The organism is Paenarthrobacter sp. TE3676 (genome assembly GCF_056279165.1).
Genome location: NZ_JBWBQU010000001.1, coordinates 352565 through 376150, shown reverse-complemented (window position 1 = coordinate 376150; position 23586 = coordinate 352565). Strand labels below are relative to the sequence as shown.

Genomic DNA, 23586 nt, shown 5'->3' with positions numbered 1-23586 from the left:
TCCGGGGGATTTGTTTGTGACCCCAGCGGGATTCGAACCCGCGTTACCGCCGTGAGAGGGCGGCGTACTAGGCCGCTATACGATGGGGCCTTGCACTTTTTGTCACCGTTTCCGGCGATCAAGCTGAATGAGTATTTCATACTTTCAGCTACGCTCCAAATCGACTAATCGACGTGAAACTTCTGAATTTCCAGCGTGTTTACGCGGATTTTCAGAGCTGGGATACCAGGACTCGAACCTAGAATGACGGTACCAGAAACCGTAGTGTTGCCAATTACACCATATCCCAAAGTGGCTTTTGGACCGGAGTTCAGCGCTTTGGTTTCCCTCAGCTTTTCCCTCCGTGCCCCTCAGCACGAGTAATGACTCTACCGGAGTCTTGCCACCTGCACAAATCGTAAAGCCGTTACCTGCATCACACGGCCCTCATGCCGGAGTAGCAGCCTTCACCAGTAGCCGCGACAGTGAGTCCACTTGGCGGCCGGCAAACTCTTCCACCACTTCCCCCGTCCTGTTAAGCCACACGCCAACCAAGCCCGCCGCCGTTGCACCGTCAGCATCAAGCAACCTGTTATCGCCCACATAGAGGGTCTCCGCCGGACGGGTACCCAGCAGGCGCACGCCTTCGAGGTAGATCGCAGGATCCGGCTTCGGCACACCTACAGTGTCCGTACCCACGAGGACCTTGATCCTTGCAAGGCCGGCACCATCCAGCTTGGCCCGCTGGTAATCATGCACATTATTGCTGACGGCGCCGTAAGGGATGCCTGCAGCATCGAGTGCGTCCAGTACGCCTTCTACATCGTCAAAAGCCCGGACGTACGCCGTCTGGCGTTGGTGATAGTCGGCTACCCACGCCTGCGACTCCTCGCCGTCCTGAAGCTCCACACCAAAGTGGCCCAAAGCGGCCCTGCCACGCAGCAGCCGCTGCTCGTTGAACGTCAACTCTCCGGCCAGGTAGCGGTCGTAGAAGTGCGTGGTTTCGTGGGTAAAGATGCGCCCGAACTTCACCCACCCGGCCTGGTCCAGGCCGGGCAGGAGATGCTCGCTGACATCGCGGAGTGCTGTTGTCATGGCGTACTCAAGGTCCACCAAGGTGTCATCAATGTCGAAGAGGACACCGCGAATGGTGCCGAAAGTACTTGAGATAGCCATGACTGCTTCCGTTGCTAGCCGCGGAAGGCGCGGACGCGGGCGAGCGAGGAATCCTTGCCGAGGATCACCATCGACTCGAAAAGCGGCGGCGAAATGCGTCGTCCTGAGATAGCAGTGCGCACAGGCCCGAACGCCGCACGCGGTTTGATACCCAAGTCCTCAACCAGAGCCTGCTTGAGCGCGGCCTGGATGTTCTCTGCCGTCCACTCCCCGATGGGCTCCAACGCCGCCAGGGCGGCATCCAGTACTTCTTCCAGGTTCTGCGGGAGACCCTTGCGGGCATCGTCCGCAACATCGATCGCGTCATCGGCCTTGAAGAGGAAAGCCAGCATCTCGGGAGCTTCACCCAAGAGGGTGATTCGTTCCTGGACCAGAGGAGCTGCTTCAGCGAGGATCTCCTCCTGCCGTGGAGTCAGGATCTCCCCAACGAAACCAGCAGCGCGGAGGTAGGGAACCAGGCGCTCCTTGAAGTCCTCCGGCGCGAGCATCCGCACGTGCGTTCCGTTGATGGCTTCGGCCTTCTTGATGTCGAAACGGGCGGGGTTGCCCAGGACATCATGAATATCGAAGTTAGCAACAAGCTGCTCCACGGTGAAGATGTCCTCGTCCGCGCTCAAGGACCAGCCAAGCAGCGAGAGGTAGTTGAGCAGGCCTTCGGGGATGAATCCTCGTTCGCGGTGCAGGAAGAGGCTCGACTCCGGGTCGCGCTTGGAAAGCTTCTTGTTGCCTTGGCCCATGACATAGGGAAGGTGTCCGAATTCCGGCATGTACTCGGCCACGCCAATGGCGTAGAGCGCACGGTACAACGCAATCTGACGCGGAGTGGAGCTCAGGAGGTCCTCGCCACGCAGGACATGGGTGATTCCCATGAGGGCATCGTCAACGGGGTTCACCAACGTATAGAGCGGAGCACCGTTGGCGCGGACAACGGCAAAGTCGGGAACCGAACCTGCCTTGAAAGTAATCTCGCCCCTGACGAGGTCGTTGAATGTCAGGTCCTCGTCCGGCATGCGGAGACGCAGGACGGCCTCGCGGCCCTCGGCCTTGAACTGTGCCAGCTGCTCATCCGTCAGGTGCCGGTCGAAACCGTCATAGCCCAGCTTCGGGTCGCGGCCGGCCGCCTTGTGGCGGGCTTCAATCTCATCGGGCGTGGAGTAGGACTCGTAAACGTGTCCCCCTGCCTTGAGCTTGGCGATAACATCCTGGTAGATGTCGCCGCGCTGCGACTGCCGGTAAGGCTCGTGCGGTCCACCAACCTCTACGCCCTCATCCCAATTGATGCCGAGCCACTTGAGGGCGTCCAGCAGCTGGTGGTAACTCTCTTCGCTGTCGCGGGCTGAGTCCGTGTCCTCGATGCGGAAGATCAGCTTGCCGCCGGTATGGCGTGCATAGGCCCAGTTGAACAGGGCGGTGCGGATCAGGCCAACGTGCGGCGTTCCCGTGGGTGACGGGCAAAAACGGACGCGGACCGGAGTCTCGGCGTTGACGGCAGGAATGGCGCTGGAGGCAGCGTTCGACGCAGAAGCAGTAGTCATAGTGGTTCCAACTTTACCGCTTGGCGACGCCTCGGATTCCCGTACGGAAACGCTCGACGGCGGCACGCGCCTTTCGTGTGAAAGGTGCGTGCCGCCGTCGAGGTTTAAGGCCTGGCTGGGAGCCTAGCGGCGAACCACCGGGTTGGAGAGCCGGCCGATGCCTTCGATTTCCACTTCAAAGCGGTCGCCTTCACTGACCAGGCCGACGCCGGCCGGAGTGCCGGTCATGATGACGTCGCCCGGAAGCAAGGTGAACGCGTGCGAAACGATCGAGACGAGCTCGCGTACACCGCGGATCATCTGGTTGGTGCTGCCGTCCTGGCGGAGTTCGCCGTTGAGCCGGCCCTGGATGGACAGGTCCTCATGGTCGAGTTCGGTTTCGATCCACGGACCCAGCGGTGCGGAGGTATCGAACCCCTTGGCCCGCGCCCACTGAAGATCGGTCTTCTGGACATCACGGGCGGTGAGGTCGTTACCGCAGGTGTAGCCGAAGATAACATCGTCCGCACGCTCCTCGGGAACGTCCTTGCAGATCCGGCCGATCACTACACAGAGCTCAGCTTCGAAGGAAACTTCCTCGGAGAACTCGGGAAGGATGATGGGATCGTTCGGGCCGATCACCGATGTGTTGGGCTTCAGGAACAGCAGCGGTTGCTGGGGAACCTCGTTGCCGAGTTCAGCGGCGTGCTCGGCGAAGTTCCGGCCAACGCCGATGACTTTGCTGCGGGGAATGATCGGGGCAAGGAGCCGCACGTCCTCCAGCTTGTGCTTCACATGGGTACGTTCGACGCCATTGAAGAAGGGGTCGCCGTTGATGACAGTGATTTCCTCACTGCCGGGCTCGCCTTCAACAACGCCGTAAAGGGGATCAGAATCAACTACAAACCGGGCGATACGCATGGGCTCAAGCCTACAGTCCGGGTTTAGCTTCGGAGGTAATCCAACTGGGCCGCAACGGAAGTCTCTGCCGCCCACCTGACGGAAGGGTCGACGTCGGGATAAACGGCATCCGTGACCGCAGCGACGGATGCCTCCGTACCGAGATGTTTCAACGCCGTCCGGATTTGGTCGAGCCGCTGCTCGCGATGATGACGGTACTCACGGCACTTTTCGTCCAGGGCCGGCAGAACAGGCCCATGTGCGGGCAGCAGTGTTGCGCGTCCTAGCCCTTCCAGCCTGTCCAAGCTTGCAAGGTAGTCTCCCAACCGGCCATCCGGGTAATCCAACACAGTGGTTCCACGGCCCAGAATCGTATCGCCGGTGAGGACGGATCCGCTGGGCCCGTCATCAGGGAGATGGAAGCAGAGGGAGTCCGACGTGTGACCCGGGGTGGCCACCACACGGATCTCCACGCCACCTGCAGTCAGGACTTCGCCGTCCATCAGCGGCTCGCCGCCGTGGCAATGCTCCGGCAATGCAGCACGGACAGGCGCCCCGGTGATCTGATGAAAACGTGCTGATGCCTCCGTGTGATCTGCATGCCGATGCGTAATGAGGACTACGTCCACAACCCCTGCCGATGCCAACACTGCCAAATGCTGTTCGTCTTCAGGGCCCGGGTCTACCACCGCCACATAACGGGATCCCGGGGCGCCGATGACGTACGAGTTGGTACCGTCCAGGCTCATCGGGCCCGGATTGGGGGCCAATCGGAAGCGGGTGAGTTCGCTGCTGCGTTGCAGGGAACTGTCATGGGAGGTCGCCGTTGATTCTGAAGTCACTGTCCCATCTTGGCACTGAACGGATGCTCTCTCACATCCCTAACCCTTCCCACCAACGCCCGCTCACATCCCTAACCCTTCCCACCAACGCCCGCTCACATCCCTAACCCTTCCCACCAACGCCCGCTCACATCCCTAGCCCTTCCCACCAACGCCCGACACCGTCGCCTCACCAAGGTGCCGCCGTCGCCAATCTAAAGCCTCCCGAGGGAGCTGAAAGAGCGTCCACCCCAAACCCGAGGGAGGGTGAAAGAGCGTCCGCCCCAAACCCGAAGGAGGTGAAAGAGCGTCCGCCCCAAACCCGAAGGAGCTGAAAGAGCGTCCGCCCCAAACCCGAAGGAGCTGAAAGAGCGTCCGCCCCAAACCCGAGGGAGCTGATAGAGCGTCGGGGAAGCAGAACGGCGGCCCTTCCGCTTGTTGCCAAGTGGAAGGGCCGCCGTCGTGCGTGCTGTTGAGCCGAAAACCTAGACCAGGCGGGTCAGCCAGCCGTGGGTGTCCTCGACGGTTCCGGTTTGGATGCCCAGGAGCTGCTGGCGGATGGCCATAGTGGTTTCCCCGGCCTTCGCGTCCTCGGAGCCGATGAATTCGGTGGCGTCCTTGAGCACACCGATCGGCGTGATCACGGCTGCGGTGCCACAAGCGAAGACTTCGGTGATCTCACCTGAGGCCACGCCGTCGCGCCACTCGTCCAGGGTGATCTTGCGCTCGGTGACTTCACGGCCCATGTCCTTGGCCACCTGGATAACGGACATGCGGGTGACACCTTCAAGGATGGTGCCGCTAAGGGCCGGAGTGACCAGGGAGCCGTCCTTCATGACGAAGAACACGTTCATGCCGCCGAGTTCTTCCACGGCGTCGTCGTTGAAGTGGTCCAGGAAAAGCACCTGCTTGCAACCGTTCGCTTCGGCTTCCTGCTGCGCGATCAGGGAAGCTGCGTAGTTGCCTCCGCACTTGGCGGCACCGGTTCCGCCGCGGCCGGCACGGGCATATTCGCGGGAGATCCAGATGGAGACGGGCTTGAGCTCGCCGCCGAAGTAGTTGCCGGCAGGAGAAGCAATGACGCGGAAGGACACTTCGCGCGCGGCACGAACACCAAGGAACGCCTCCGTGGCGATCATGAACGGACGCAGGTAGAGGGCTTCACCGTCGCCGGAAGGAACCCATTCCTTATCAGCCTGGACGAGTTCGCGGATCGCGCCGAGGAAGTACTCCTCGGGCAGCTCCGGGAGGGCTAGGCGACGCGCGGACTTGTTCAAGCGGGCGGCGTTGGCTTCGGGCCGGAAAGTCCAAACGGAGCCGTCAGCGTGGCGGTATGCCTTCAGGCCTTCGAAGATTTCCTGGCCGTAGTGCAGAACCGCAGCCGAGGGGTCCAGGGAGATGGGTCCGTAAGGCTCGATCCGGGCATTCTGCCAACCGCCATTTCCGTCGGCGTCAACCTTGTAGTCGACGACGGCGGTGTGGTCGGTGAAGTAGTCGCCGAAGCCTGGGTTCGCCAGGACGGCTGCACGCTCCTCAGCAGACTTCGGGGTATCCGAAAGCTGCTGGCTGAATTCGACGCCATGGGCAGTCTGAGTCATGTTTCCTCCACAGTCAGCTACCTGGCAGGGCGAACCGGGCCCCAAAAAAGGGTGTGGTTCAGCAATGGACCAGGGAAGCAGGTAAATAATTCAACACAAGCTTACGCCTGAGAAATGGGCCTAAAGTGCGGCCGCAATGGCATCGCCAATAGCAGCCGTGCTGCGCGGCTCGCCGGTGCGGGCTTCGACGTCGGCGACTACTGCCGCTTCGATCTTGCGGGCCGCCGTGGTGTAGCCAAGGTGGTCCAAGAGGAGCACTGCGGAGAGGATGGCCGCGGTGGGATCGGCTTTCTGCTGTCCGGCGATGTCCGGGGCTGAGCCGTGGACGGGCTCGAACATGGACGGTGCGGTGCGGTCCATGTTGATGTTGCCCGATGCCGCCAGGCCGATGCCGCCGGTGATGGCAGCGGCGAGGTCGGTGAGGATGTCGCCGAACAGGTTGTCGGTGACGATGACATCGAAACGGGAGGGGTCGGTCACCATGAAGATGGTGGCGGCGTCAATGTGCAGGTAGTCGTGGGTGACCTCGGGGAATTCCAGGGCCACAGCCTCGACCGTGCGCTTCCACAAGTGCCCGGCGAAGACCAGCACATTGTGCTTGTGGACGAGCGTGACGTGCTTGCGCGGACGCTCGTTGGCGCGGCGGAAGGCATCGCGGACGACCCGCTCCACACCGTGAGCTGTGTTGAGGGAAACTTCCGTGGCCACTTCGTGGGGTGTTCCGCCGCGCAGGGTGCCACCGTTGCCCACATAGGGACCTTCAGTACCTTCGCGGACGACGATGAAATCGATGGTGCCGGGGTTCGCCAGGGGGCTGCCGACGGTGCCGTACAAGCGGGACGGGCGCAGATTCACGTAGTGGTCCAGGCTGAAGCGGAGCTTGAGCAGCATCTCGCGTTCGATAATGCCGGAAGGGATGCGGGTATCCCCCGGGGCTGCGCCCACTGCTCCGAAGAGGATGGCGTCACGCGTGCGCAGGTCTTCCAGGACCTCGTCCGGGAGGGTCTCGCCAGTCTCAAGCCAGTGCTGGGCGCCAAGCTTGTAGTTGGTCAGCTCGAGGGCCACGCCTTCGGCGGCGACAGCCTTTTCGAGGACCTTGACGGCTTCGGCGATGACCTCAGGGCCAATGCCGTCGCCAGGGATGACAGCGAGATTGATGGACGTTGCACTCATAGCTCTATCTAGCCAAGCAATCCACATGCTGGTCAAAATCGTCTCACTCTTCGAACACTGGGCGTGCCCGGGACTTGGGTAAGACTCAGACCACGGCATGATGCCCGGGCCGGTCGCGTGCACATAGAGTCGTATCGTGGATAGAAGGCACGAGATATACGAATGGTTCCGGATCAACCGCTTCAAAGTTGATATGACGGCCACGTGCCTCCTTATCCTCCTCTTTGGTCCCGTATATCTGGTCGCGGACCGCCCTTGGCTGTTCCTCTTGTCCTGCAGCCTCCTGCTGCCCCTCGCATGGCGACGCACCCGCCCGGCCGTGGCGGCCGGCGTAGTCATCCTGGTGTGTCTCATCCAGTGGGCAGCGGGCGTCGAACCCGTAGCTGGCCAAATCGCCGTCCCGCTGGTCATCTACGCTACGGCGGCTTATGGGCCCGCGTGGGCGAGCCGGACGGTTCTTCTGGCCGGCCTGTTGGGTGGAGTCATGCTCACTACCCGGCTCTTTTCAACCACAGCTGAGTCCGGCATCCTGGGTCTCACCATCGGTGCGCTTTATACCGTGCTGATATGGATGCTGGTGCTGGTGAGCTGGACATTGGGCGACCTCACGCGCGTACGCCGGTTACAGCTTCAGGCTCTTGAGGATCGCACGCGGAGGCTTGAAGTGGAGCAGATGCAGGAGCGCAAGCTGGCTGCCGCCGACGAACGTTCCCACATTGCCCGGGAAATGCACGACATCGTGGCGCACTCCCTGTCCGTCATCATCACCCAGGCCGACGGAGCCCGATACGCTGCCGCCGCGAAACCCGAACTCGCGACCGAGGCACTGGCCACTATTGCGGCCACGGGCCGGGATTCGCTGGGCGAGATGCGAAGACTGCTGGGCGTACTCCGCTCCGACGACGACTCCCCTACCCGCCCTCAACCCCGGCTTTCCGATCTTGACGAACTCCTCCTCGGCTTCCGCGCCGCAACACTGCAGGTGGCGTTCGAACAAACCGGTGTACCCCGCAGGGCCCTACCAGCCGGCGCGGAACTCACGGCTTATCGAATCATCCAGGAAGCCTTGACCAACGTGATGAAACACGCAGGACCGAAGGCGACGGCGAGCGTCACCCTGACGTGGCAGGCCCGTGGCCTGCAACTGGACATCATCGACGACGGCCGGGGCGCCGCTGCTGATCCGCCCTCGGCAGGGGGCGGTAACGGACTATTGGGAATGGGTGAGCGTGTCTCCCTCTACGATGGTTCCTTGACCGCGGGACCTGAACAGGGCGGCGGTTTCCGTGTGTCCGCATTTATCCCGTATTCGGAGGCCTGATCCATGCCTGAAGTTTCCGCACCCATCCGGGTGGCCCTCGTTGATGACCAGCAGTTGGTCCGATCGGGTTTTGGCATGCTCATCAATTCGCAGCCGGACCTTGAAGTAGTTGCTGAGGCCGGCAACGGGATCGAGGCGGTCCAAGCCCTGAGCGCCACCGCTGCCGACGTGGTCCTGATGGATGTTCGAATGCCTGGTATGGACGGGATTGAAGCGACCCGTCGCATCCTGGAACAGGCAGCGGCACAGCCCGTCGGTTCGCAGCGGGCCGATGTCAAAATTGTGGTCCTCACCACCTTTGACCTTGACGAGTACGCCCTTGCAGCCATTCAGGCCGGCGCCAGCGGATTCCTCCTAAAAGATGCGCCGCCGGAGGAACTACTGGAGGCCATCCGCACTGTCTACCGCGGGGACGCCGTGATTGCCCCCTCCACAACCCGACGCCTGCTTGACCACGTGGCGCCACTCCTGAGGACGCAGACACCGGAGCAGACTGAACATGCTGCCGCAGTCGAGCGCCTCACAGCCCGCGAGCGCGAGGTTTTCCAGCTGATCGCGCAGGGACAATCAAACCCGGAAATCGCGGCGGGGCTGTTCTTGTCCGAGGCTACGGTCAAGACCCACGTGGGGCATATCCTGGCGAAGCTTGGCGCACGGGACCGCGTTCAAGTAGTGGTCATCGCCTATGAGACCGGCGTTGTAGCCCCTGGTACCTAGCAACTCAGACCAGGGTATGAGCAAGCCTCCCTGATAATGGGCCTGCGGCCCGATCCGGCAGGGCCGGCCGGAAACATAGCGTGGAACCATGACAACATTCACGCCTCTCCCCCACCCGTCAGGAACCGATCGGCCCGCAGGCCCGGAAGACGCCCAGGCTCGTCCCGCCGTGGAGGCGCATGAGCTGACCAAGAGCTACGGCCGGGCTGACACCACCGTCACTGCCTTGAACAAAGTGTCAGTGAGCTTCGATGCCGGAAAGTTCACTGCCATCATGGGACCGTCCGGTTCCGGCAAGTCCACCTTGATGCATTGCCTTGCCGGCTTGGACACGGCCGACTCCGGACGGATCTTGTTGGGCGGCACCGAATTGACGGGGCTCAATGACCGTCAGCTCACCGCTTTGCGCCGCGAGCGGATCGGCTTCGTTTTCCAGGCGTTCAACCTGGTGCCCACCTTGACCGCCGAACAGAACATCACGCTTCCGCTCGCCTTGGCGGGAACCACCGCCGACGCCGGGTGGCTGGATACCGTAGTCACAACGCTAGGGCTCAAGGACCGTTTGAAGCACCGGCCCCATGAGCTCTCGGGCGGCCAACAGCAGCGCGTGGCGGTTGCCCGGGCGTTGCTGACGCGTCCCGACGTCGTCTTCGGCGACGAACCCACTGGAAACCTGGACTCACGGGCGGGCGGGGAAGTCCTGGCGTTGCTGCGCAGGAGCAGCCAGGAGATGGGGCAAACGATCATTATGGTCACCCATGATCCCGTGGCGGCGAGCTACGCGGACCGCGTGGTGCTGATGAGTGATGGAGGCCTGGTGGGAGAGATCCACGATCCCACTGCCGATTCTGTGCTGGCTGCCCTCGGCAAGCTGGGGGCCTAGAGCATGTTGCGTGTTGCCCTTTCCCAATTGACCACCCATTTCCGGCGTTTCGTGGCCATCGGGCTTGCAGTTATGTTGTCTGTCATGTTCCTCTCCGCCACGCTGATGGTGGGCGCGAGCACCAATGCATCACTGGGCGCGAGCATCGGCGAGGCGTACCGCAACGCCGATGTTGTGGCTACGTCCAAGAACGGGGAGCCGTTCACCCAGGCAGCGGTGGACGCAGCGGTTTCCGCGCCCTCAGTGCAGGACAGCTATCCCGAGCGTTCCACCTACGTGACGTTCGAGGCTGGTGGCGGTGAACAATACGGCCGGTTGCGCAATGCGGCACCGGCTTCCCTGGAGGGCGCAGTGCTTTCCTCCGGGTCCATGCCATCGGGCGTCTCGGAAGCCGTCATTGACGTCAAGACGGCGGATCATCTGGGCCTCACAGTCGGCAGCACTTTGGAGCTGCGGGGTGCGGGACCCGTCAAGACTGCAAAGGTGACCATTACGGGCCTGACCAAGGCCACCAATGACCCTTTCTCGTCGTCGGCTGCCCAGCTGGTGGGTTCTGAGTCAGTGCTGAACGCGGTCCAGGACGCGGGCGCCGAATACTCGGGGCTACAGTTTGCACTCAAGCCCGGGGAAGACGTCACAGCAGCCAAGGACTACATTGCGCACCGTATGGAAGCAGCAGGTGCCGTTGGGGCCGTGCTGGAAACGGCGCAGGAGAAAGTCACCTCCACAGTGGCCATGCTCAGTGCAGGCCAGGACCAGTTGACCGTTGTCCTGCTAGCCTTCGCAGGGGTGGCCATCCTCGTTTCCACGTTGGTGGTGGCCAATACGTTCTCAGTGCTGGTAGCTCAACGGACCAGGGAGTTGGCGTTGCTCCGATGCTTGGGCGCCGGCCGGGCACAGATCCGCGGGTCGGTGATGCTGGAGGCGGTCGTGGTTGGTTTCATCTCTTCAGTGTTGGGTGTCCTCGCTGCCACGGGACTGATGACCGGCTTGATCGCCTGGGCCAAATCCCAGCCCGAGCAGGCGTTCGCTACGTTGGCGGTGCCGCCGTCGGCCATCATTGCCGGCTTGGTGGCCGGAACGCTTCTGACCGTAGTTGCCGCGCTGGTGCCCGCGAAGGCGGCCACCGCCGTCGCACCACTCGCCGCCCTCCGCCCGTCCGACGACGCCTCCGTAAGCAACCGCCGCGGCAGGATTCGCCTTGTCCTGGGCCTGTTGGCCCTGCTGGGCGGAACAGCCCTGCTGGTATACGGCAGCATGACTGTTTCCTTGCTTGTGGCGCTGCTGGGTGGAGCTGTCTCGTTTGTGGGCATCCTGTTGTGCTCCACCCTGTTCATTCCCACCGTGGTGGCCCTGGCCGGACGTCTGGCCGCACCGGCCGGTGTGCCAGGCAAGCTTGCCGCCGTCAACGCGACGCGGAACCCGGCACGTACCTCCGCTACTGCCGCCGCGCTGCTGATCGGCGTCACCTTGGTTTCCCTCATGATGACGGGGGCGGCTACCTCCAGGCACGCCTTCAACGACACCTTGGCTGAAAACTACCCGGTGGACCTGTCCGCCCAGACCGCGGTGGACGCCAGCGATCCCGCCCAGGCTGTATCCCGGATCAAAGCGCTCGACGGCGTCAGCGCTGCAGTGCTGCTGCAGCCGGTGGGAACGCTGAATGACAATGCGACGCCCGACGGCGGCATGACCATCTATGGTCTCTCCGCCGCAGACGCTGCATCCGTGGTGCGTGATAACCACTTGAAGCCGTCCGCGGACACCGTGTATCTGCCTGAGGACTCCACCGAAGGCCCGGCAAGCATCACGACGGCGGCCGGAACCATTTCGCTCGATGCCAAAGTCCTGCGTACCCGCCATGTGCCTGCCTTTGTGGAAAGCTCCAGCATCTCTTCCGGTACGCTGCCGGAAATTCCCGGGATGGTGTGGGTGAAACTGGATGATTCAGTATCCGCAGATCGGGTTCAGGCCATCCAGAAGGAGATCGCCGCAGAGTTGGGCGTGCATGAGCGCACTGTCAGCGGTGCCGCGATTGAGCGGGTGACGTTCAACAGCATCATCGATGTCCTGTTGCTGGTAGTCACGGGGCTCCTTGGTGTCGCGGTGGTGATCGCGTTGATCGGTGTGGCCAACACGTTGTCACTTTCGGTCCTGGAACGGACGCGCGAGAACTCGTTGCTCCGTGCTTTGGGGCTGACCAGGGGCCAACTCCGCGGCATGCTGGCCATCGAGGCCGTGCTCGTCGCAGGTGTGGCCGCGATCATGGGCGCAGGTTTGGGCATCGTTTATGGCTGGCTTGGCGCGCAGGCAAGCCTGGGAGGCGTAGCCACTGTTGTTCCGGCCGTGCCGTGGCTTCAGCTGACGGCTGTCTTTGGGGTCGCCGTGGTGGCCGGACTCCTGGCTTCGGTGGTCCCTGCCAGGCGCGCGGCACGGTTGTCACCGGTGGAGGGACTGGCCACAGCCTAGACCCTCTCCCACTTCATCGCCCTGTAACAGGAAACGCTCTCTCACTACCCCGGACGGACCGGAAGGTAGTGAGAGAGCGTTTCCTGTTTGTGGCTGTTATGTGAAAGAGGGTCTACGCCTCGACGGGTTCTTCGTAGCGCGGGAAGACGGGAGCCGGGGCGGGCAATTCCGTGCCGGCAACAATCGGGGTGGCGACGGCGGCGAACCGGCGCGACTCGCCTTCAGTCTGCCCGAGCACCTCAAGGAGCTTCGCGGACGACGACGGCATGACCGGCTGGGCGAGGATCGCCACGATGCGGACAACCTCCAAGGTGACGTACAAGACCGTGTTCATGCGCTCCGGGTCAGTCTTGCGCAGCACCCACGGAGCCTGCTCCGCGAAGTAAGCGTTGGTGTCGCCGAGGACAGTCCAGATCGCTTCAAGGGCCCTGCTGAATTCCTGCTTATCGAAGGCGGCACGTGCAGTGCCCAACAATTCGCCGGCCTGGGCCAACAAAGCGCTGTCCTCGGCTGTATACGCGCCGGGAACCGGAACCTTGCCTTCACAGTTCTTCGCCACCATGGACAGCGAACGCTGCGCGAGGTTGCCGAAGTTGTTGGCCAGATCCGAGTTCATGCGGCCCACGATGGCTTCGTGGTTGTAGTTGCCATCCGCCCCGAAAGGAACTTCGCGGAGGAAGAAGTAGCGGCACTGGTCCAGGCCGTACTGCGCCACGAAATCCTGAGGTGCCACAACATTCCCCAATGACTTGGACATCTTCACACCGTTGTTGGTGAGGAAGCCATGGATCATGACGCGCTTGGGCAGTTCCAGCCCTGCGCTCATGAGGAACGCGGGCCAATAGATGGCGTGGAAGCGTGAGATGTCCTTGCCGATGACGTGCACGTCGGCGGGCCAGAACTTCTTGAAGGATTCCGACTCGATGTCCGGGTAGCCGACGCCGGTCAGGTAGTTGGTGAGCGCGTCAACCCAGACGTACATGACGTGCTTCTCGTCGCCCGGGACCGGGACACCCCAGTCGAAGGTGGTGCGGCTGATGGACAGGTCCTCCAGACCACGTCGCACAAAGCTGATGACCTCATTGAAACGGGATTGCGGCGCACCGAATTCAGGCTGTTCCTCATACAGGGCAAGGAGTTTGTCCTGATAGTTGGAGAGCCGGAAGAAGTAGCTTTCCTCGGCAGTCCAGGTGACAAGGGTGTCCGTCTCCTTGGAGTAGCGGAGCCCATCCTCCTTCACCACGGTGTCGTCCTCGACGTAGTAGGCCTCGTCGCGGACGGAGTACCAGCCCTCGTACTTGGACAGGTAGATATCACCGTTGGCTTCCATCTTCTTCCAGATGGCCTGGGAAGCCGCGTAGTGGTCCTTATCCGTGGTGCGGATGAAGCGGTCGTGGGAGATCCCCAAGTCCTGGCTCATCTGCTTGAAGGCTGCCGAATTGCGGTCAGCGAGCTGCTTGGCAGTAATGCCTTCCTTCTCGGCTGATTGCTGCATCTTGAGTCCGTGCTCGTCCGTTCCGGTCATGAAGAACACCTCATGGCCGTCAAGGCGCTTGAACCGCGCCATGGCATCAGTCGCGATGACCTCGTAGGCGTGGCCGATGTGCGGCACGCCATTGGGGTAGCTGATTGCGGTGGTGATGTAGAACGGGGATTTCTCTGGAGACGTCACTCTAAGAAGTTACCTTTTTTTGGGATGAAATAGCTTAGTTAAGTTCGGTCAGCGTATCGCTGAGCCGGACCAGTTCATGGTCGTGGGAAGCAACCAGGACGGCAATGCCATCGCTGGTGGTGTCCTTGAGAATGCCGATGATGCGGTTGGCCGCTGCGCGGTCGAGGCTGGCCGTGGGTTCGTCCACCACCAGGACGCGGGTGCCCAGAATCAGGGCGCGGGCAATGGCGACACGCTGGCGTTCACCACCGGAGAGCTGCGCGGGACGGTGGCGCATACGGCGTCCGAGGCCCACCAGGTCCAGGAGGTCCTTTGCCATCTCGGTACGCTGTTCCACTTCGCCGTCGGGTACGGCGGGGAGCAGGACGTTCTCCAAGGCGCTCATGCCATCGATCAAGGCGCCGCCCTGGTCCACGTAACCAATCAGGGCCCGTCGGCGGTCCGCGATCTCGTCGTCGCCCATGGTGTCCAACGGCTGGCCTTCCCACAAGACCTTGCCCGACGTCGGGAGCGTAAGTCCCGCGCTCACCGTCAGGATGCTGGTCTTACCGGAACCGCTTCGTCCGGCGATGCAGTGCATCTCACCAGCGTGAAGGGTGAGGTTGAAGTCGTCCACGACGTCCACTTCCTCGGCACCGCCCTTGTCGCCACCGTAATGAATGGTGACCCGGCTCAGTTCCAAGGGAGTTGCGTGGTCCGTGGCCCTCACGATGGTGTTGGCACGGGTCTGCAGCGACTCGTCCGTGGATTCCGGGGTGGCCGTCAGCTCGGGGTTGAGGTTGTCAGTCATTTGACTACTTTCGTTGCAATCGGAATCCAGCAAATTACGGCCAGCAGACCGGCCAAACCGGCCCAAAGAGCCGCGTAGGGAGCCAGGAGCAATCCCAGCCCCAGGGCACCAAGGACACCCAAGGGAAGTGCCACTGTGCCCACAAGTGCGTTTTCGAAGAAGCGGACCTGGCCAAGCATGTCCGGGTTCCAGCCCATGGCACGCAAAGTACCGAGGTACTCCCGTTTGGCGTGGAGCTCGAAGCGGCCGGTGACCAAGGTCAGGAGAAGGCCAACAACCACACCGAACACAGCGAGGATGATGCTCGGCAAGGTGATGCTGGCAGCGGCCAGACCGCTCAAAGCGCTTGCGCCGGCTGCTCGGGGAATGTCGATCAGGAGCGCGATCAGGGCACCCACTGCTGCACCGAACACACCCACTGCCACGGCCAGGGAGATCGAGTTGAAGCGGTTGGTGGTGAGCTGCCTGTTGGCGAACGTCAGGGGCGAGTCAACAGTCACCAGGCGTTCATCGTGCTGCGGTTCCTGATCAATCACGACGCGGTGGCGCAACTGCTGGGCGGCGAGCAATGCAGCAGCGCTGTAGATGACCAGCATCGTGACTGAGACGATCACGGTGGCAACGTTCCAGCTCAGCAAGCTGAGGACGAGTCCCGCCGCCGCGAGTGCGGCAGCTCCCACCGCGAATTCTTCCAGGACCCAGGAGCGGATCCGTTTCTGGGTCCAACCCATGGCGCGGAGGATGCCGGCTTCGCTTCGGCGTTGTCGGATGTAGCTGACGGTGGAGGCGCCCGTCAGGAGCGTCGCACCAAGCAGCGTCAGGAACAGCAGGGTGATGTTGGTTCCGGTGAGGGAACCTGAGACGGCATCGGCTGCGTCCTGGCGCACCCACGACTGCTGGACAGTGCCCAGGGGTGATTCCTTGCCGGCGTCGTCCTTGCTGTAGCCGGGGACGAAGATATTGGCATCTTCACGGGCGGAACCCGCCACGACCGTAGCCTCAAGGCCGAGCTCACGGATCTGGGTGGCCAACTTCTCCACCTCGGGCTGTGCCGTCTTCCAGTTTCCGGTTGCTGACGCTTTGACACGGATAGCGTCAATGACGTCCGCGTTGGTGTCGTAACCACGGGCGGCTGCCAGACCGTAGTAATCGGTGATGGCGCCGGCGGACTGGCTGACCAAGCCCGTAGCACTCAGCGATGGCTTCAGTTCCGTGCCCTCAACCTCTTTGCCCTCAGCGTCCTTGGTGAGAGTCATCGGCGTGGGGTCGTAGCCGCCCAAGGGCAGCTTGTTGACGTCCCCGGCAGCTGACTTCACGGCGGCAGGGTCGAAGGTGCCGTACACCATGGGCAGCGGCGTTGCCGGCTTCTTGCCTGTTTCCAGGTCTTCCCGGTATGAGCGCTCCTCCACCGGCTTACGCTGCGTCTGGTCCACGGGCGCACCGAAGGACGACTTCTCCGGCAGACGGTTCACCGTAACCCAGTCCCCCGGTGTGGCGCTCTTATCCGACGCGCCGTTGGAAGCTTCGTCGCCGTCCTTGTACTGGGGCGCTGCGGCAAATGCCGTGCTCCACGTGGCGGGATTGTACAAACCCTGGCTGAAGGAGGCCGTGCTGCCCAGCAATTTGCTGTGGTCGGTTGATCCAGGCCACTCGAGGGCGAATGGGGACTTCGACACGAACGGAAGGTAGTCCTTGTCCAGTGAACGCGTTACCGTGCCCACCTCATTGACTACCTTGCCGCTGGCGTCAAGTTCCTCGATCTTCACTGAGTACTGCAGGTCAAGGGACGTGCCTGAACGGACAATCAGCGGAATGGCTTGGGAGTCCGCAGTCAGCAGGCCGTCGCGCTTGGCCTGCTGGTACTGCGTCATCAGCGGCGCCCAGTGCTTGAGCTTGACGCCCAGGAAATCGGGACCTTCTTCCAACTGGTCCATGCTGAGGCCGGTGGTGAAAAGACTCTCGAAGTGGCGTCCGATAGCGCCCGCGTCACGGGCATCCGCCGGAGGAGCCTTCTCCAGCGGTGCCAGGAAATCTCCTGCTGAGCCCAGCAGCGCCCGCTCAGCGGCAGGGTCGACGGCAACGACGGACTCTGTCACCTCAGGCGCCAGGGGAAGCGCCACGGAGAGATTAAAGAGATTGTGCTCCGAGCCCAAGGCCGGGGCGGGGAACTTGACGCCCGTCTCGCCCTCAGGGCCTGCGATCCGGACGTTGGTGCCGCCCGCCGTCTGCTCCTGGATCAGGCGGCCCTTGCCCAAGGTGCCCTCAGCGCTGGTTTTGAAAAGGGTTTTCTGGTTAGCTCCGTCCGAGCTCGTGGCCGAGGCGGTCAGGCGGTACTTCTTGGGGGAATCAGGCAGTACTGATTCCGCTGCAGGCCACTTGCCCGAATCCATGGCGGATGGATCCCCCGCCGTCACTGCGCCGGCAAGGCCCGCGTTATAGCCCAGGTAGTCCATGGCGTTGAGCCGCGGAGCTTCAAGGTTCTGCGATACACGCGAGACCAGGCTGATGGGCGCGGCCACGGCCGTTTGGCCCATGGTCCGGATCTTCTCCAGCTGCTCAAAGCTGATGCCGCCTTGGCCGTTGGCGATTTCCGGCTGAATCAATGCACCGCCGTCGCCATCTTGTGATTGGTCAGGCTTTGCCTGGACCAGGATGTCGTAGAGTCCCCGCGAGTTCTCGTCCACTGTCCTGTTCAGAGCCGCCTGCGACTGGCTCTGGACGAGGACGGACAAGCACATGGCGACGATCAAAATGGCCGCGGTCAGCAGCAGCACACGGCTTCTGATGAACCTTTGGACGGCGTTCATTGGGCTCCCTGAGACCTTGATTGCGGGCGCGCACACACGCGCCGTGATTCCTCAAAAGACACAGAGGAAGACCGGGCTGTATGTGCAAAAAGTTGTGGCCGGCCTGCTGCCGGGTCCGAATCCCGGACCCAGCCATTGTAAGCAGACCGGCCACTCCTGCGTGCCATGGTGTGTCGCCGGCACGCGAACCTAGCTGATGAAGATCAGTGCTAGTCCTCCAGGTCCACTTCGCGAACCATCTCTGCGCCGATACCGGCCTTGATGGCTTCCAGGACCTGCTGCGGAACCGAGCTGTCGATGGTCAGGAGCGCAAGAACCTGGCCGCCTTCGGTCTGGCGGGCAACCTGCATCCCGCCGATGTTGATGTTGTTCATTCCCAAAATGTGTCCGATGGTGCCAATCACGCCCGGACGGTCGGCGTAGGCCACAACAACCAGGTGCTCGCTGATAGGAATTTCGACGTCGTATCCGTTGACGCCTACGAGCTTCTCCACCTGCTTGGGACCCGTGAGGGTACCGGCAACAGAGATCTGCGAACCATCGCTGAGGGCACCACGGATGGTCAGGACATTGCGGTAGTCCTCGGCGTCGGGGGTGGTGATCAGCCTGGTGTTGATGCCACGCTGTTCTGCGATTACCGGAGCATTCACGTAGGAGACCTGCTCCGTGACCACATCAGCGAAGACGCCCTTCAGCGCAGCCAGTTCGAGTACCTTGACGTCCAGCGCGGCAATTTCGCCGGCCACCTCAACGTCGATCTGGGTGAGGGACGCGTGGGTAAGCGCCGTGAAGATCCGGCCCAGCTTTTCGATCAGCGGTATACCCGGGCGAACATCGGGAGCGATGACGCCTCCGGCAACGTTCACGGCATCGGGAACCAGTTCGCCTGCAAGGGCAAGGCGAACCGACTTGGCCACTGACACGCCGGCCTTCTCCTGGGCCTCATCCGTGGACGCTCCAAGGTGCGGGGTGACAACGACGTTGTCGAGCTCGAAGAACGGCAGGTCGGTGCTGGGTTCCTTGACGAAGACGTCCACGCCGGCGCCCGCGATCTGGCCTTCCTTCAAAGCCGTGTACAGGGCTTCTTCGTCCACCAGGCCACCACGTGCCACGTTGATGACGTACGCCGTTTCCTTCATCTTGCGGAAGGCGTCGGCGCCCAACATGCCTACCGTCTCCGGCGTCTTGGGCATGTGGATGGTGATGAAGTCGGCGTTTTCCAACAGTTCATCCAAAGTTACAAGCTTGACGCCCAACTGGGCCGCGCGTGCAGCCGTGATGTAGGGGTCATAGGCGAGGATTTCGGTTTCGAATCCCTGCAGGCGTGCTGCTACCAGTGCGCCGATACGGCCAAGGCCGATGATGCCGATCTTCTTCTCGAAGAGTTCAATGCCGGTGTACTTTGAGCGCTTCCACTCGCCGTTCTTCAGCGCAGAGCTGGCCTGCGGAATGTGGCGGGCGAGGCTCAGGATGTGGCCCACGGTGAGCTCTGCGGCAGAAACGATGTTGGACGTGGGCGCGTTGACCACCATGACGCCTGCTTGCGTTGCGGACTTGATGTCCACGTTGTCCAGCCCCACGCCGGCGCGGGCGATGACCTTAAGGTTCTTGGCCGCAGCGATGGCTTCGGCATCCACTTGGGTGGCCGAACGGACCAGGACGGCGTCGACGTCGGCAATGGCGGACAGCAGCTGGGAACGGTCGGCGCCGTCGGTCTGTCGGATTTCAAAGTCCGGGCCCAATGCCTCGACTGTGGCGGGCGAAAGTTCCTCGGCGAGGAGGACGACGGGTTTGCTGACTGACACGGGGTGGCACCTTACTTTGGACAACTTTGGACAGAACTGGACAAGGAGCGGATGCGTGGCCCGGGGCACGGCGCCGGGACCAGCCCAGAATATCGAATCCGGGCAGGGTTTCCGGTGCCGGGGAGGGATGTTACGGCCGGGCCGGTAGTTGTTGTGAAGAAGTTCACAGCCCATGAGGCTGGGCAATTCACTGGAGAAACTGGTGTCGGTGGAGAAACGACGACGCCCGCCCGGCTATGTTCTCCGGACGGGCGTCGTAGTGCGCCGGCCGTTAGGCCAGCACCCAAGGATCAGCGGGCTGCGGAACCTTCAACATAGTCAGCGTCCTGCTGCTGCCAGGAGAACAGGGAGCGCAGTTCGCGGCCGACCTCTTCGATCGGGTGCTGCTCTGCCTTGGCACGCAGTTCCTTGAACTCGGTGCCACCGTTGTCCTGGTCGTCGATGAAGCGCTTGGCGAAAGCACCGCTCTGGATGTCGGCGAGGACAGCCTTCATGTTTTCCTTCACCTCGGGGGTGATGACGCGCGGGCCGGAGACGTAATCGCCGTACTCTGCGGTGTCGGAAACGCTCCAGCGCTGCTTGGCAATGCCGCCTTCCCACATGAGGTCAACGATGAGCTTGAGCTCGTGGAGAACCTCGAAGTAGGCGATCTGCGGCTGGTAGCCGGCTTCGGTCAGGGTTTCGAAGCCGTACTGGACGAGCTGGGAAACGCCGCCGCAAAGAACGGACTGCTCGCCGAAGAGGTCGGTCTCGGTCTCTTCGGTGAAGGTGGTCTTGATGACGCCTGCGCGGGTTCCGCCGATTGCCTTGGCGTAGGACTTCGCCAAGTCCCATGCGGAACCCGATGCGTCCTGCTCAACAGCGATGATGTCCGGGATACCGCGGCCGGCTTCGAATTCGCGGCGCACAGTGTGGCCCGGAGCCTTCGGGGCGATCAGGATGACGTCGACGCCTGCCGGAGCTTCGATGTAGCCGAAGCGGATGTTGAAGCCGTGGGCGAAGGCGAGTGCCTTGCCCTCGGTCAGCTTGTCCTTGATGGAGTCGTTGTAGATGGAGCGCTGGTGCTGGTCCGGTGCCAGGATCATGATGACGTCTGCCCATTCGGCGGCATCCGCAACGTTCTTGACAGTGAAGCCTGCGTCCTCTGCCTTGGCGGCCGACTTGGAGCCGTCCTTCAGCGCGATAACAACCTCGACGCCGGAATCGCGCAGGTTCAGTGCGTGGGCGTGGCCCTGGGAGCCATAGCCAACGATGGCTACCTTGCGGCCCTGGATGATCGACAGGTCTGCGTCGTCGTCGTAGAACATTTCAGTCACTTGCGTAACTCCTCTTGAGTGGTTTTTCGATATTGATAGTGGTGCTGCGGTACTGGACGCAACGCTCACGCGGAGCGGAGCGCCCTGTCACTCATGGAGCGGGATCCCCGTCCAACGGCCAAGGTGCCGGACTGCACGATTTCACGGATGCCGAACGGCTCGAGCACTGAAAGCAGCGCGGCGAGCTTCTCGGGGGTACCGGTTGCCTCAATCACCAACGAGTCTGTGGACACGTCGACGACAGCGGCACGGAACAGGTCTGCAGCCTGGGTAACCTGCAGACGTGTCGCGGCATCCGCACGTACTTTGACCAGGATGTGGTCACGTTGTACGGAAGATTCGGAAGTCAGCTCAACAATCTTGATGACGTTGACCAACTTGTTGAGCTGCTTGGTGACCTGCTCGATGAGGTCGCCGTCGGCGTCGACGACAACCGTCATGCGGGACATGCCAGGAACCTCGGTTGGTCCCACAGCCAGGGAATTGATGTTGAACGCGCGCCGGGCGAAGAGGCTGGCCACGCGGGTCAGCACGCCGGGCTTGTCTTCTACCAGAACGGACAGTGTGTGGCGGCTCATGCCTAGTCCTCCTCTTCCCATTCCGGGGTCATGTTGCGGGCAACCTGGATCTGGTCGTTGCTGACGCCCGAAGGCACCATCGGCCACACCATCGAGTTGGGGCTGACGACAAAGTCGATGACCACGGGACGGTCATTGATTTCGAGTGCCTTCTGGATGGTGGCATCGATGTCTTCGTCGCGCTCACAACGCAGTGCAGCACAACCGTAGGCATCGGCCAGTTTCACGAAGTCCGGAATCCGGATGGTGTCGTGGCCTGTATTCAGATCCGTGTTCGAGTAGCGGCCCTCGTAGAACAGCGTCTGCCATTGGCGGACCATGCCCAGCGAGGAGTTGTTGATGATGGCGACCTTGATCGGGATGTTGTTGATGGCACAGGTGGCCAGCTCCTGATTGGTCATTTGGAAGCAGCCGTCACCGTCGATGGCCCAGACCACGCGGTCCGGTTCGCCGACCTTGGCGCCCATGGCTGCCGGAACCGAGTATCCCATGGTTCCTGCACCGCCTGAGTTCAGCCAGGCGTGGGGCCGTTCGTACTTGATGAACTGGGCGGCCCACATCTGGTGCTGGCCAACGCCGGCTACGTAGATGCCTTCGGGACCCGTGAGCTCGCCGATCCGCTTGATCACGCGCTGCGGGGCGGTGAGCCCGTCCTCGGGCTCGGTCCACCCCAGCGGGTACGTGTCGCGAAGATTGCCCAGGAAGGCCCACCACGAGTCCAGGTCCGGGGTCCCGCTCAGTTCAAACTGCGTTTTCACGGCCTCGGTGAGTTCCGGAATGATTTCCTTGACCGAGCCAACGATCGGGACATCGGCCGTGCGGTTCTTGGAGATTTCCGCGGGGTCGATGTCAGCGTGGATGACCTTGGCAAACGGGGCAAAGGTCTTCAGCACGCCGGTGACGCGGTCATCAAACCTGGCACCGAGGGTGATCAGGAGGTCAGCCTGCTGAAGCGCAGTCACGGCGGAGACAGAGCCATGCATGCCCGGCATGCCAACGTGCTGCGGGTGCGAATCAGGGAATGCACCGCGCGCCATCAGGGTGGTGACCACGGGAGCGCCGGTAGCCAGCGCGAGCTCCATGAGCTCTGCTGACGCATGGCCCTTGACCACACCGCCGCCCACGTAGAGGACCGGCTTGCTGGCGGCAGCGATCAACTTGGCAGCTTCGCGGACCTGCTTGTTGTGGCCGCGCACTACGGGGCGATAGCCCGGCAAATCAACCTTCGGCGGCCAGGAGAAGGTCATCTGGCCAACCTGGGCGTCCTTGGCGATATCCACCAGGACGGGGCCCGGACGGCCGGTGGACGCGAGGTGGAAAGCCTCAGCCATGACATGCGGGATGTCATTGGGGTCAGTCACCAGGAACGAATGCTTGGTAATGGGCATCGTGATACCCACGATGTCCGCTTCCTGGAAGGCATCGGTGCCGATGACACCGCTGGAAACCTGGCCGGTGATGGCCACCATGGGCACGGAATCCATGTGGGCGTCCATGATGGCGGTAACGAGGTTGGTGGCACCGGGTCCCGAGGTGGCGATGCAAACGCCAACCCGTCCGGTAACCATGGCGTAGCCTTGCGCGGCGTGGCCGGCTCCCTGTTCGTGACGGACCAGGATGTGATTCATGCTGGAGGCCATCAAGGGGTCGTAGGTGGGCAGGATCGCGCCACCGGGCAAACCGAAAATATCGTCCACGCCGAGTTCTTCGAGCGAACGGACAATTGCTTGCGAGCCGGACATCACCGTTGGGGGTACAACGGTGTTCGGCCCAAGTACAGGAGAGAGAGGTGCAGCAGCGTCGACGACGACGGCCTCAGCCGTACGGTCGACCTTTTCCGGAGCTTTGTGGGCTCCAGCGGACTTTGCAGCCATCAGCGAGGGGCTGATCGGCGATCCTTTGCTCATCGGACTCTTCCTTAGTGGATCTTCAATAGGTGGGTCTTGCTTCGGGGAATAAAAAAACCCCTCAGCCTTCCGGCTCTTAGAGGGGTTTGCGCGTGACGGTTCGTTACCAGTCGGGCTAAGCCACGCGCTTGGTAAGGACGACGATGCCGACGGTAACGAA

The 23586-nt window shown here is 62.3% G+C and carries 17 protein-coding genes and 2 tRNA genes; 4 read left to right on the top strand and 15 right to left on the bottom strand.

The features are described from left to right. Positions 1-17 precede the first annotated feature (17 nt). From ACZ881_RS01870 to ACZ881_RS01835, 8 genes are all read right to left on the bottom strand, one after another. A tRNA-Glu gene (locus ACZ881_RS01870) sits at positions 18-90 on the bottom strand. Positions 91-217: 127 nt separating this feature from the next. Further along, positions 218-289: transfer RNA gene (locus ACZ881_RS01865), tRNA-Gln, on the bottom strand. 137 nt (positions 290-426) lie between these two features. Beyond that, on the bottom strand, positions 427-1155 hold the full coding sequence (locus ACZ881_RS01860) for an HAD family hydrolase (RefSeq protein ID WP_476112204.1): 729 nt from the start codon (positions 1153-1155) through the stop codon (positions 427-429). 14 nt (positions 1156-1169) lie between these two features. Next, on the bottom strand, positions 1170-2690 hold the full coding sequence (gene gltX, locus ACZ881_RS01855; RefSeq protein ID WP_178996751.1) for a glutamate--tRNA ligase: 1521 nt from the start codon (positions 2688-2690) through the stop codon (positions 1170-1172). Positions 2691-2813: 123 nt separating this feature from the next. Next, on the bottom strand, positions 2814-3590 hold the full coding sequence (locus tag ACZ881_RS01850) for a fumarylacetoacetate hydrolase family protein (RefSeq protein WP_090818840.1): 777 nt from the start codon (positions 3588-3590) through the stop codon (positions 2814-2816). A gap of 23 nt (positions 3591-3613) precedes the next feature. Beyond that, a complete protein-coding gene (locus tag ACZ881_RS01845) occupies positions 3614-4411 on the bottom strand; it encodes an MBL fold metallo-hydrolase (protein WP_476112201.1) in 798 nt (265 codons plus the stop codon). 464 nt (positions 4412-4875) lie between these two features. Then, positions 4876-5988 carry a branched-chain amino acid aminotransferase gene (locus ACZ881_RS01840; RefSeq protein WP_309075607.1) on the bottom strand — a complete coding sequence of 371 codons (1113 nt, stop codon included), beginning with the start codon at positions 5986-5988 and terminating at the stop codon, positions 4876-4878. A gap of 120 nt (positions 5989-6108) precedes the next feature. After that, entirely contained in the window at positions 6109-7161 is a 1053-nt protein-coding gene (locus ACZ881_RS01835; protein ID WP_476112198.1) for a 3-isopropylmalate dehydrogenase, read from the bottom strand. Positions 7162-7297: 136 nt separating this feature from the next. Here ACZ881_RS01835 and ACZ881_RS01830 point away from each other — a divergent pair, with 136 nt between their 5' ends. From ACZ881_RS01830 to ACZ881_RS01815, 4 genes are all read left to right on the top strand, one after another. Next, a complete protein-coding gene (locus ACZ881_RS01830) occupies positions 7298-8482 on the top strand; it encodes a sensor histidine kinase (protein WP_364308705.1) in 1185 nt (394 codons plus the stop codon). A gap of 3 nt (positions 8483-8485) precedes the next feature. After that, a complete protein-coding gene (locus ACZ881_RS01825; RefSeq protein ID WP_091468192.1) occupies positions 8486-9199 on the top strand; it encodes a response regulator in 714 nt (237 codons plus the stop codon). A gap of 88 nt (positions 9200-9287) precedes the next feature. Next, the gene (locus ACZ881_RS01820; protein ID WP_364308707.1) at positions 9288-10082 is read left to right on the top strand and encodes an ABC transporter ATP-binding protein; all 795 of its coding nucleotides are present in this window, start codon (positions 9288-9290) and stop codon (positions 10080-10082) included. 3 nt (positions 10083-10085) lie between these two features. After that, a complete protein-coding gene (locus ACZ881_RS01815; protein ID WP_476112195.1) occupies positions 10086-12551 on the top strand; it encodes an ABC transporter permease in 2466 nt (821 codons plus the stop codon). A 112-nt stretch (positions 12552-12663) separates the two neighbouring features. Here the strand turns inward: ACZ881_RS01815 and metG are convergent, their stop codons facing one another. From metG to ACZ881_RS01780, 7 genes are all read right to left on the bottom strand, one after another. Then, positions 12664-14223: a methionine--tRNA ligase gene (metG, locus tag ACZ881_RS01810; RefSeq protein WP_476112193.1), complete on the bottom strand. Its 1560-nt coding sequence runs from the start codon at positions 14221-14223 to the stop codon at positions 12664-12666. A 34-nt stretch (positions 14224-14257) separates the two neighbouring features. After that, the gene (locus tag ACZ881_RS01805; RefSeq protein ID WP_364308710.1) at positions 14258-15013 is read right to left on the bottom strand and encodes an ABC transporter ATP-binding protein; all 756 of its coding nucleotides are present in this window, start codon (positions 15011-15013) and stop codon (positions 14258-14260) included. Next, positions 15010-17820, bottom strand: coding sequence for an FtsX-like permease family protein (locus ACZ881_RS01800; RefSeq protein WP_179017215.1), 2811 nt, complete (start codon positions 17818-17820; stop codon positions 15010-15012). The genes ACZ881_RS01805 and ACZ881_RS01800 overlap by 4 nt, the downstream gene beginning before the upstream one ends. A gap of 209 nt (positions 17821-18029) precedes the next feature. Next, complete coding sequence (gene serA, locus ACZ881_RS01795) at positions 18030-19625, bottom strand: phosphoglycerate dehydrogenase (protein ID WP_476112190.1); 1596 nt, start codon at positions 19623-19625, stop codon at positions 18030-18032. 290 nt (positions 19626-19915) lie between these two features. Then, on the bottom strand, positions 19916-20974 hold the full coding sequence (gene ilvC / locus ACZ881_RS01790) for a ketol-acid reductoisomerase (RefSeq protein ID WP_091469577.1): 1059 nt from the start codon (positions 20972-20974) through the stop codon (positions 19916-19918). Between the two features lie 32 nt (positions 20975-21006). Beyond that, complete coding sequence (ilvN, locus tag ACZ881_RS01785) at positions 21007-21519, bottom strand: acetolactate synthase small subunit (RefSeq protein WP_011775174.1); 513 nt, start codon at positions 21517-21519, stop codon at positions 21007-21009. 2 nt (positions 21520-21521) lie between these two features. Further along, entirely contained in the window at positions 21522-23426 is a 1905-nt protein-coding gene (locus ACZ881_RS01780) for an acetolactate synthase large subunit (protein WP_017199595.1), read from the bottom strand. Positions 23427-23586 lie beyond the last annotated feature (160 nt).

Bases quoted from the DNA above. Each gene is read 5' to 3' on its own strand.
- ilvN (WP_011775174.1), bottom strand. From the start codon at position 21,519: ATGAGCCGCCACACACTGTCCGTTCTGGTAGAAGACAAGCCCGGCGTG.
- ACZ881_RS01825 (WP_091468192.1), top strand. From the start codon at position 8,486: ATGCCTGAAGTTTCCGCACCCATCCGGGTGGCCCTCGTTGATGACCAG.
- ACZ881_RS01815 (WP_476112195.1), top strand. From the start codon at position 10,086: ATGTTGCGTGTTGCCCTTTCCCAATTGACCACCCATTTCCGGCGTTTC.
- ACZ881_RS01780 (WP_017199595.1), bottom strand. From the start codon at position 23,426: ATGAGCAAAGGATCGCCGATCAGCCCCTCGCTGATGGCTGCAAAGTCC.
- ACZ881_RS01800 (WP_179017215.1), bottom strand. From the start codon at position 17,820: ATGAACGCCGTCCAAAGGTTCATCAGAAGCCGTGTGCTGCTGCTGACC.
- ACZ881_RS01805 (WP_364308710.1), bottom strand. From the start codon at position 15,013: ATGACTGACAACCTCAACCCCGAGCTGACGGCCACCCCGGAATCCACG.
- ACZ881_RS01850 (WP_090818840.1), bottom strand. From the start codon at position 3,590: ATGCGTATCGCCCGGTTTGTAGTTGATTCTGATCCCCTTTACGGCGTT.
- ACZ881_RS01860 (WP_476112204.1), bottom strand. From the start codon at position 1,155: ATGGCTATCTCAAGTACTTTCGGCACCATTCGCGGTGTCCTCTTCGAC.
- ACZ881_RS01840 (WP_309075607.1), bottom strand. From the start codon at position 5,988: ATGACTCAGACTGCCCATGGCGTCGAATTCAGCCAGCAGCTTTCGGAT.
- ACZ881_RS01835 (WP_476112198.1), bottom strand. From the start codon at position 7,161: ATGAGTGCAACGTCCATCAATCTCGCTGTCATCCCTGGCGACGGCATT.
- ACZ881_RS01820 (WP_364308707.1), top strand. From the start codon at position 9,288: ATGACAACATTCACGCCTCTCCCCCACCCGTCAGGAACCGATCGGCCC.
- gltX (WP_178996751.1), bottom strand. From the start codon at position 2,690: ATGACTACTGCTTCTGCGTCGAACGCTGCCTCCAGCGCCATTCCTGCC.